The 9,966-nt window shown below is 27.4% G+C and carries 11 protein-coding genes; all 11 read right to left on the bottom strand.

The features are described 5' to 3' along the window. Nucleotides 1–197: 197 nt before the first annotated feature. Nucleotides 198–1,355, bottom strand: coding sequence for a 1-deoxy-D-xylulose-5-phosphate reductoisomerase (gene dxr / locus Q1J78_RS05040; protein WP_330683274.1), 1,158 nt, complete (start codon nt 1,353–1,355; stop codon nt 198–200). Between the two features lie 317 nt (nt 1,356–1,672). Beyond that, nucleotides 1,673–2,452: a phosphatidate cytidylyltransferase gene (locus Q1J78_RS05035; RefSeq protein WP_300279665.1), complete on the bottom strand. Its 780-nt coding sequence runs from the start codon at nt 2,450–2,452 to the stop codon at nt 1,673–1,675. A 2-nt stretch (nt 2,453–2,454) separates the two neighbouring features. Then, nucleotides 2,455–3,186, bottom strand: a complete 732-nt coding sequence (uppS, locus tag Q1J78_RS05030; protein WP_300279662.1) for an undecaprenyl pyrophosphate synthase — start codon at nt 3,184–3,186, stop codon at nt 2,455–2,457. A gap of 27 nt (nt 3,187–3,213) precedes the next feature. Then, nucleotides 3,214–3,417 carry a hypothetical protein gene (locus Q1J78_RS05025; RefSeq protein ID WP_300279659.1) on the bottom strand — a complete coding sequence of 68 codons (204 nt, stop codon included), beginning with the start codon at nt 3,415–3,417 and terminating at the stop codon, nt 3,214–3,216. Between the two features lie 2 nt (nt 3,418–3,419). Further along, nucleotides 3,420–3,977 (bottom strand): ribosome recycling factor, encoded by a 558-nt coding sequence (frr, locus tag Q1J78_RS05020; protein ID WP_300279656.1) that lies wholly within the window; start codon nt 3,975–3,977, stop codon nt 3,420–3,422. Nucleotides 3,978–4,067: 90 nt separating this feature from the next. Beyond that, nucleotides 4,068–4,772 (bottom strand): UMP kinase, encoded by a 705-nt coding sequence (pyrH, locus tag Q1J78_RS05015; protein ID WP_300279652.1) that lies wholly within the window; start codon nt 4,770–4,772, stop codon nt 4,068–4,070. A gap of 88 nt (nt 4,773–4,860) precedes the next feature. Further along, a complete protein-coding gene (tsf, locus tag Q1J78_RS05010; protein WP_300279649.1) occupies nt 4,861–5,769 on the bottom strand; it encodes a translation elongation factor Ts in 909 nt (302 codons plus the stop codon). Nucleotides 5,770–5,856: 87 nt separating this feature from the next. After that, complete coding sequence (gene rpsB, locus Q1J78_RS05005; protein ID WP_300279646.1) at nt 5,857–6,591, bottom strand: 30S ribosomal protein S2; 735 nt, start codon at nt 6,589–6,591, stop codon at nt 5,857–5,859. 183 nt (nt 6,592–6,774) lie between these two features. After that, entirely contained in the window at nt 6,775–7,791 is a 1,017-nt protein-coding gene (locus Q1J78_RS05000; RefSeq protein ID WP_300279643.1) for a protein kinase domain-containing protein, read from the bottom strand. Nucleotides 7,792–8,029: 238 nt separating this feature from the next. Continuing rightward, nucleotides 8,030–9,439: a VanW family protein gene (locus tag Q1J78_RS04995; RefSeq protein WP_300279640.1), complete on the bottom strand. Its 1,410-nt coding sequence runs from the start codon at nt 9,437–9,439 to the stop codon at nt 8,030–8,032. Between the two features lie 315 nt (nt 9,440–9,754). Continuing rightward, nucleotides 9,755–9,966: ferritin family protein (locus Q1J78_RS04990; RefSeq protein WP_498043804.1), on the bottom strand; the 212-nt coding region annotated here is incomplete at its 5' end.

The raw sequence follows: 9,966 nt of genomic DNA, 5'->3' as shown, positions 1-9,966 counted from the left end.
AATTCATGGAATAGTACTATAAAACTGAATAATAATACTATGAAAATTATATTTAATACGCTCATTATATTCCCCCTTTATTTTTTCTTTTTAACAAATATAATTAATAATATTATTAATTATATTTAATTACTAATTTATTTTATTTTTTTAGTTCTTTATATTTATTTTTATATCATTTTAAACTAATTATTAAATTAATTATTAGAAAGTAGTTTTTTAACATTCTCTCTTGTTTCTAAGTCTATTTTTAATATTTCTTCTAAACTAGCATTTTCTATGCTTTCATGTTCATCTAATACTATTTTTATATATTTTGGAATATCATAAAATCCTATTTTGTCATCTAAAAACTCATTTACTAAAACTTCATTAGCTGCATTTAAAACAGTACAATAAGTTCCACCTTTTTCCAGACATTCATATGCTAATTTTAAACAAGGGAATGTTTCTAAATCTGGTTCTTCAAAAGTAAGCTCTGATGCTTTTCTAAAATCCAATCTTTCAAAATTCGTTTCCATTCTGTCTGGATAAGTTAGAGCATATTGTATAGGAAGTCTCATATCAGGACATCCCAGTTGCGCTATTACTGAGCTATCTCTATATTGAACCATTGAATGTACTATGCTTTGTGGATGTACTACAACATCTATATCTTCAGCTTTTACATCAAATAACCATTTTGCCTCTATTACTTCTAATCCTTTATTCATAAGAGTAGATGAATCTATACTAATTTTTCTACCCATATCCCAATTTGGATGTTTTAAAGCTTCATTTTTAGTTATATTTAATAAATCTTCTCTTTTTTTCCCTCTAAAAGGACCTCCTGATGCTGTTAAAATTATTTTTTCAACATCTCTTTTATTTTCACCATTTAAACTCTGAAATACTGCACTATGTTCACTATCTACTGGTAATATTTTAACTTTATTTTCTTTTGCTGCATTCATTACAAGTTCACCAGCTGTTACCAAAGTTTCTTTATTAGCAAGTGCTATATCTTTTTTATTTTCTATAGCACACATAGTTGGTACTAATCCTATCATTCCAACAACTGCTGTAAGGACAATATCAACTTCATCTAGTGATGCTATTTTTTTTAGACCTTCCATACCAGATAATATTTCTGTTTTAGAGTCTTTTTTTATTAATTTTTTTAGTTCTTCTGCTTTTTCTTCTTCATACATAACAGCATATTTAGGTTTAAATTCTTCTATTTGTTCAAGAATCATTTTTACATTGCTATTTGCTGATATTGCTACAGCTTCAAATTCATTTGGATTTTCTCTTATTACGTCTAACGTTTGTGTTCCTATTGATCCTGTCGAACCAAGTATTGATATTTTTTTCAAGATAAATATCTCCCTTCTAAATTCTTCAAAATATATCTATATTATATTATTATATTTAGCTTTATTTTTTCTTTATTATATATAGATAATAGACTTTATTTTTTAGTCTCTTCCAAATATTATACCATTTTAAATATTATAATTAAATAGAAGTATTTTGTATAATTTCGGATAAAAGATACTTAACTGAATCTTCTTTGAATAAATCCATAAATTTTTTATTAGTTTAGTAAAATTTCAAAATATAATTATATAGATTTTTAATTTTATACAAAAAAAGAACTACATTTTCAGTAGTCCTTTTAATTTATATTAATTTATATTATAAATAATTTTATTGCATTGTAAACAAATGGTGCAACAAGTATAACACTGTCAAATCTATCTAAGATTCCACCATGCCCTGGTATAAGTTTTCCGTAGTCTTTTATACCAACATATCTTTTTATTGATGATGCAAAAAGGTCTCCAAATTGTGCTATAATGCTACCTGTAAATCCTATTACAACCATATAAATCATTTCCATTCCGAAGAAATGTCCTAAAATCATACAACCAATTGTACTTCCTAATATTCCGCCTATACTTCCCTCTATAGTTTTTTTAGGGCTTACAGATGGTATTAGTTTGTGTTTTCCAAAGAAATATCCACTAAAGTAAGCAAATATATCTGTACAGAAAGATATTATAAATATCAACCATACATAAATATCACCTTTTGCAAATCCATTTTTTGTAAGAATTACAAAATCAAAGAATACTGCAACATAGAATATCCCTGAAAAAGTAATAGATACATCTATTATATTTTTTTTACCTTTAAGCATATATACTATACAAACTAAGAAAAGAGCAAATATTGTAGCATAAGTATATATTAAAGGAAGTTTTAACATATTTTTTATAGCTAAGTATGCTGCAAAAATATATCCAACTATAAATACTGGTTCTATTTCTTTTGCTTCAAATGCTTTATAAAATTCATGCATAGCAATTCCAACAACTAAAAATTCGGCAATGTATAGAGGTATTCCTCCATATACTATTAATAATAATAAAGGTAAAAGTATAAGTCCTGATATTATTCTTGTTTTCATATTTATTTTACTCCACCAAATCTTCTATCCCTTTTTTGATAAGAGTATATTGCTTTTTGTAACTCTTTTTCATCAAAATCAGGCCAATGTATATCAGTATAATAAAATTCTGAATATGCTACATCCCAAAGTAAGAAGTTGCTAAGTCTTTGTTCTCCACTAGTTCTTACTACAAGGTCTGGATCTGGTATTTCTCCAGTACTAAGATGTTTTTTTATTAAATCTTCTGTTATATCGTTTAAACTTATATCTCCATCTTTATATTTTTTAGCTATTTCTACAACTGCTTCTCTTATATCATTTCTTCCTCCATAATTTAGAGCAAGATTAAGATGTACACCTGTATTATCTTTTGTTTTATCCATTGCAGAATGTAATTCTTTTACACATGCTTCTGGTAATTGTTCAAAATCTCCTACAGCTGTTAATTTGACATTATTTTTGTGAAGTTCATCTATTTCATTTCTAAGATAAGTAACAAGTAAATTCATAAGAGCATCTACTTCTAGTTTTGGTCTTTTCCAGTTTTCTGTTGAAAAAGCATATAAAGTAAGATATTTTAATCCTAATCTATTACTTTCTTTTACTACTTTTCTTATTGTTTCTACTCCAGCTTTATGGCCAGCAGTTCTTGGAAGAAATCTCGATTTTGCCCATCTTCCATTACCATCCATAATTATAGCTATGTGAGTAGGCATTTTCTCTAAATCTATATCATATTTTAGATTGTCCATATTTCCCTCCATATTAATTCTGACTCCTTATAACAAGGAGTCAGAGAAGTATGTCGCTGTTATTTCTACACTATCAGCTTTTTCTGATATTTTTATTGCTCTTGGAAATTTAAGTCTTTCCTTATCTTTTCCGCCCTCAATAAAGATTGTGTGGTGTTTTATATTTTGATTATCAAAATATTTTTCTACATCTTCCACATTCAATCCTAAGAGATTATAATATTTTTCCAATATTATACCTCCATTATATCTTTTTCTTTTTTAGCGTATAGTGTATCTATTTCTTTTATATATCTATCTGTTATTTTCTGAACTTCGTCAGTTGCTTTTTTTAATTCGTCTTCTGTTATTTCGCCATCTTTCTGTATTTTTTTAAGTTTATCGTTGGCGTCTCTTCTTTCATTTCTTATTCTAACTTTGAAATCTTCTGATGCTTTGTGAGCTTTTTTAGCTAATTCTTTTCTTCTTTCTTCTGTTAATGCTGGAACTGATAATCTTATTACGTTTCCATCATTAGCTGGAGTTAATCCGATGTCTGAATTTGCTATAGCTTTTTCTATTTCATGCATAGATGATTTATCCCATGGAGTTATCATAAGTGTTCTTGGTTCTGGAACTGATATAGCTGCCATCTGATTAACTGGTGTCATTGTTCCATAATAATCTACTCTTACTTTGTCAAGCATAGCAGCATTTGCTCTACCAGCTCTTATTGTTCCGAATTCAAATTTTAAAGCGTCTATAGTCGCATCCATTTTCTGTTCTAATTGTTCATGTACTTCAAGTCTCATATTTTACGCCTCCTTGCATCTTGAGTTTTAATATTTTATTATCTATATTTTATCATTTTCTAAATTATTTTTATAGCTTTATTATAAATATTATTCTACTGTTGTTCCTATATTTTCACCTTTAACAGCTTTTATTATATTTTCTGTTGATAGTTCAAATACTTTTATAGGAATGTTATTATCTTTACATAAAGATGTAGCTGTTGAGTCCATAACTTTTAACTCTTTTTGTATAACTTCCATATAACTTAATTTTTCAAATTTCTGAGCATCAGGATATACTTTTGGGTCTTTGTCATAAACAGCATCTACATTTTTAGCAAGAAGGATAACTTCTGCTTCCATTTCAAGAGCTCTAAGTGCTGCGGCTGTATCTGTTGAGAAATAAGGATTTCCAGTTCCTGCGCCAAATATAACAACTCTATTTTTTTCAAGATGTCTAACAGCTCTTCTTCTTATATATGGTTCTGCAACTTGTCTCATTTCTATTCCAGTTTGAACTCTAGTTGCAACATCTATATTTTCAAGGGCATCTTGTAATGCCATAGCATTCATTACAGTAGCAAGCATTCCGATATAATCAGCAGTAGTTCTATCCATACCTTCGCTTGTTCTACCTCTCCAGAAGTTTCCTCCACCAACTACTACGGCTACTTCTACACCTAATTCATTGATTTCTTTTATGGCAACTGCTATCTGATTAACTATATCATTGTTTATTCCACGTTTTTGTTCTCCAGCTAATGCTTCTCCACTTAATTTTAATAATACTCTTTTATAAACTGGTTTATCCATTTTCAATGCTCCCCCTATTTTTGTAAAAATTGTTATTTTTAAAAAAGAGAACACTGACGTGCTCTCTTCTTAGTCAACTATTTGAAAATTACTGCATCTGTTTTGCAACTTCTTCAGCAAAGTTTTCGTTTTTCTTTTCTATACCTTCTCCAACTTCGAATCTAACAACGTTTACAACTTTTATTTCAGATCCAACTTCTTTAGCAACTGCTTCAACTAATTTTTTAACTGTGAAATCAGGATCTTTAACGAAAGGCTGTTCTAATAGACAAACTTCTTTAAGTTCTTTTTCTAATCTACCTTTAACCATTTTTTCAACTATGTTAGCAGGTTTTCCTTCGTTTAATGCCTGCTGAGTTAATACTTCTGTTTCATGTGCTATGTATTCAGCATCTACATCATCTCTAGAAACATATTTAGGGTTCATAGCTGCAACCTGCATTGCTACGTCTTTACCTAAGTTAAGTATTTTTTCGTCTCTTCCTTCAGTTTCCATTTCAACTAAAACTGCTATTTTACCAGCTCCATGTATATATCCTGCTAACTGTCCATTTGTAGAAACTTTAGCAAATCTTCTGAAGTCTAATTTTTCACCTATTTTAGCAACTTTGTTGTTTAATACTGTCTGAAGGTCATTTCCTTCTTCAGCTTCTTCAGTTAATAATTCTTCAACTGTTTCTTTTTCTGTATTTAAAGCCATTTTTGATACTAATTTTACGAATTCTTTGAAGTCTTCATTTTTAGCAACGAAGTCAGTTTCTGAGTTTACTTCTACAACAGAAGCAACTGTGTTATCTTCATTCATTTCTATAGCAACAAGCCCTTCAGCAGCTATTCTATCAGCTTTTTTAGCAGCTTTAGCTAAACCTTTTTCTCTTAATACGTCTACAGCTTTTTCCATATCTCCATCAGTTTCTGTTAAAGCTTTTTTGCAGTCCATCATACCTGCACCTGTAGCTTCTCTTAACTCTTTTACCATTGCAGCAGTTATAGCCATTTTGTGTTCCTCCTAAATTTACAAATATTATTGCTTTGTTTGATATTATAAATGGTAAGGGAATCCCTTACCATTCAATTTTTAGTATTAGTTTTCTTCTGATACTTCTACTTCTTCAGCTTCTTCTATTTCTTCTTCAGCTCCCTGTCTTCCTTCGATAACAGCAGTAGCCATTGCAGCAGTTATTAATTTAACAGCTCTTATAGCATCGTCATTTCCTGGTATTGGGAAATCTAATTCTTCTGGATCGCAGTTAGTATCAACTATACCAACAACTGGTATACCTAATCTGTGAGCTTCCTGTATTGCTATATTTTCTTTTCTTGGGTCAACTACGAACATAGCACCTGGTAATTCAGGCATTTCTTTTATTCCACCTAAGTTCTTTTCTAGTTTTTCTTTTTCAGCTCTTAATTTTATAACTTCTTTTTTAGGAAGTACATCGAAAGTACCATCTTCTTCCATTTTTTCTAATTCTCTTAATTTGTTTATTCTAGTTTTTATAGTTTTGTAGTTAGTTAACATACCACCTAACCATCTTTCATTAACATAGAACATTCCGCATCTTTCAGCTTCTTCTTTTATAGCTTCCTGAGCCTGTTTTTTAGTACCTACGAATAATATTGGTTTTCCAGTTTCAGAAACTTCTTTAACGAATTTGTAAGCTTCTTCTACTTTTTTAACTGTTTTCTGTAAGTCTATTATATATATTCCATTTCTTTCTGTGAATATATATTTACCCATTTTAGGGTTCCATCTTCTTGTCTGATGTCCAAAGTGTACACCAGCTTCTAATAACTGTTTCATTGATATTACTGACATTTTTTGTCCTCCTCGGTTTTTTCTTCCTCCAGATTGTTCATCTCCCTAAAAAACCCATTGGGCACCTTTTAAGGATCGCAATTCTGTGTGTGATTATTCATTTTTTCACCTATACGATTATAACATAGTACATTTATTATTACAATATGTTTTATTTATATTTATTAAAATTAATTATTTTTTTTATAATAGCGTAATTATTCTTATCAAAAGCATAATTATAAGTATTGTAAATACACCTTTTTTAATTTTTTCATTTCTATTTTCTAATAGTTCTTTTTCTTTCTTTTTATTTTCGTTTTCTTCAATTTCTTTTAATTTTTTATCAATATCATTTACTTTTTTGACAAGATCTTTTTCTATTTCTGATGTTTTATACATTATATTTGATAATTCTAATATAACTTCCTTGAAATTTTTGAATTTATTTTTTCTACTCAATAATTTTTTATTTATTTCTATTAATTCATTGTATTCTTTAGATACTGTCATACTTTTATAGTCTGGACCTTTATCTATTTTATTTAACATATCAATTTCATCATATCCTTCTCCAAATGGTCTTTTTTTAAAAATCATTTCATAAAGGATAATACCAAATGAAAATAAATCACTTTCATAATCTGTATATTCCACGCACAATTGGTGAGGAGACATATATCTATAATTTCCATTAGCTCTTATATTTTTGCCCTTATTTGCAGCTGTAATTCCAAAATCTGCAATTTTTATATTATATTCTTTATCTACTATTATATCTTGAATTTTTAAAGAACCATGATAATTTATATTGCTGATTCCATCAATAAGTATCTTATTATCTATTTCATTTACACATTCTAATGCTTTTAAAATTTCAATTGCTATATTTGTAACTGCTTCTGCATGAAGATAATTCCCTTTTATAAGTTCTGGAAGTTCTATTCCTTCTATATATTCATATACGATAAAATAATAATATTTATCTATTGAAGAATATCCTCCCACATTTTCTATTTTTAATATATATTTTGATTTAATATCATTTATTACAGTAGAAACATCTATAAAATTTTGTATAAAGTCACTTCTAATATATTTATTATCAGAAAATATTTTTATTAATACTTTTTTATCTAAATATGTATCTCTTGCTACATACAATTTATTTTCTTGCATTACGTCGCTGTCAATATCGACTGCGTACCTATTCATTATCATTGAAACCCCACCTATTTTATTATAATAATTTATTTTATTATAACAAATTAAAAGCTTCTATTCTATATATATGATTTATATATTTTAAAATTATATATCTTTTAAAAGTTTAAATATTCTAGTCAAAATTTATTACATAAAAATAGGAGTCAAATTATTAACTCCTATTTTTTCATATATTCTATTTTCTTTTGATATAATTTTTATTTTTAACTCTTCTCTATATTCTCTATATAAGTTATTTTTTTATTCTTCTATAAACTCCACCAGAAATATATTCCTTTCTAGTTTCTTTTCCCTCTGAATTTTTATATATTCTATAAGTTTTAAATTCTATAGCTCCATCTTCACCAGATTTAGCATGATTTTCTACATTTATATCTATATTTTTCTTATCATCCTTACTTCCATATATAGTACAAGTTAATTTTTTATTTTCTATTGTATTTTTTATATATATAGGATGATTAAGTGTGTTTTTAAATCTAAAATCAAGTCCTGAATCATTTACTGTTGCATCTCTTCCTAGAGGTACATACGAAAGAGATGATGAGTGATTTTTTACATTTAATATTTCTACACCAGATAATAAAGCACTGTTAAATATGGTAGATGATGTTTGACAAACTCCTCCACCTGCTGATGGCTCTAATTTACCATTAATAATTATTGGAGCTTCTTGATATCCATTTTTTGAATTAGTCTTTCCTGTATGTGCATTATAAGAAAATACTTCGCCTGGCATCAAAAGGATATCACTAGTTATATTAGCTGATTTTATTACATTGTGAGATCTTTGTTTATTAGATTTAACAAATGAAGTTGTGTATTCTGATAATTTAGTATTTATAGATTTAACATCACTCGTTTTAACCTTAGGTTCATCTTTTTCCATAATCAAAGGTATTGTTTCTTTCTTTTTATTATCTATACTATTTGTTAAAGCTGATAAAGTTTTAGAAATATTTAATTTTATTCCATCTTTTGATTCCGTAGTATGTGTTCCATTTGATGATATTTTTATGGTTGCTTCTACAGGTTTTTTATCTAATTTTTCAGCTATTTTTTCTATTTTATTTTTCATTTTTTCTTTGTCATATACGACATCTATGTATTTTTTTAGACTTTTATTCTCTAAAGAGAAATAGTTTTTTAAATCTCTATAATAACTACCATCTCTTGTATATCCATATGCTTCATCTACAATTTTATCTATATTGTATTTTAAATCCACCTCTTCTGGTTTTATTATATATTTTTTGCCTTGATATTCAAATTTTATACTATCCACTTTATATTTTTCATCTAATACTTTTTTAGCTTCACTTGGTCTCATCCCCGAAACATCTATTCCTTCTATGTATATATTTTTTGCAATTCTTCCATTATATACATGTGTAAAATTAAATCCCATAACAAAAATAGTTATTATTGAAACCAAAATAAGTATTGTTGCAATTATTTGCTTTCTTTTTTTCTCTTTTTTCTTTTTCAGAGAATTTCTTTTGTTCTTTCTTTTATTCATATTCTTTTTTATATCATCTGAGCTTTTCAATGATTTTTTCTTAGCTTCAAGTTTCTTTTTAGCATCTGTTGCCTTTAGAGATTTATTGCTAGTTTGCCTTACTATTTTTTTCTTTTCAGCCATTTCAGTTATCACCTCTTCCTTATACAACTTATAAATTAGCTTTTTATGAGATAATTTTAAATATTTTAACCTCTATTTTTAATAATATAATACTTTACTAAAAAATATTATATTTTTCATTCCATTATTTTATCATACCTGCAATATTTCTTCTACATTTTTAAGGCTATATACAATAAAATATAACAAAAAAATTATCATGTAACACAATAGTTATATATTAAAACTATTCTTTTATATAAAGTTATGTATAATAAAATAGGCTGTTACATCAACATTTGTCAATGTAACAGCCTTTTAGATAACTTATATTATTTATTTAGAAAAATATCTGTTTAATAAGCCTAAGAATGCTTTACCATGTCTAGCTTCATCTTTACACATTTCATGAACTGTATCATGTATTGCATCTAATCCTAGTTCTTTTGCTCTTTTAGCTATTTTTAATTTTCCTTCTGTTGCACCGTATTCAGCGTCAACTCTTAATTCTAAGTTTTTCTTAGTTGAAGGTTCTACAACTTCTCCTA

The organism is Peptacetobacter sp. (assembly GCF_029264495.1).
GTDB lineage: Bacteria > Bacillota > Clostridia > Peptostreptococcales > Peptostreptococcaceae > Peptacetobacter.
The sequence above is the reverse complement of the archived record's forward strand: the minus strand, read 5'-3'. Positions and strand labels throughout refer to the sequence as shown.

Coding starts and splice junctions, on each gene's coding strand:
- tsf (WP_300279649.1), bottom strand. CDS start 5,769: ATGGCTATAACTGCTGCAATGGTAAAAGAGTTAAGAGAAGCTACAGGT.
- Q1J78_RS04995 (WP_300279640.1), bottom strand. CDS start 9,439: ATGGCTGAAAAGAAAAAAATAGTAAGGCAAACTAGCAATAAATCTCTA.
- frr (WP_300279656.1), bottom strand. CDS start 3,977: ATGAGACTTGAAGTACATGAACAATTAGAACAGAAAATGGATGCGACT.
- Q1J78_RS05000 (WP_300279643.1), bottom strand. CDS start 7,791: ATGATAATGAATAGGTACGCAGTCGATATTGACAGCGACGTAATGCAA.
- uppS (WP_300279662.1), bottom strand. CDS start 3,186: ATGGACAATCTAAAATATGATATAGATTTAGAGAAAATGCCTACTCAC.
- Q1J78_RS05035 (WP_300279665.1), bottom strand. CDS start 2,452: ATGAAAACAAGAATAATATCAGGACTTATACTTTTACCTTTATTATTA.
- rpsB (WP_300279646.1), bottom strand. CDS start 6,591: ATGTCAGTAATATCAATGAAACAGTTATTAGAAGCTGGTGTACACTTT.
- pyrH (WP_300279652.1), bottom strand. CDS start 4,772: ATGGATAAACCAGTTTATAAAAGAGTATTATTAAAATTAAGTGGAGAA.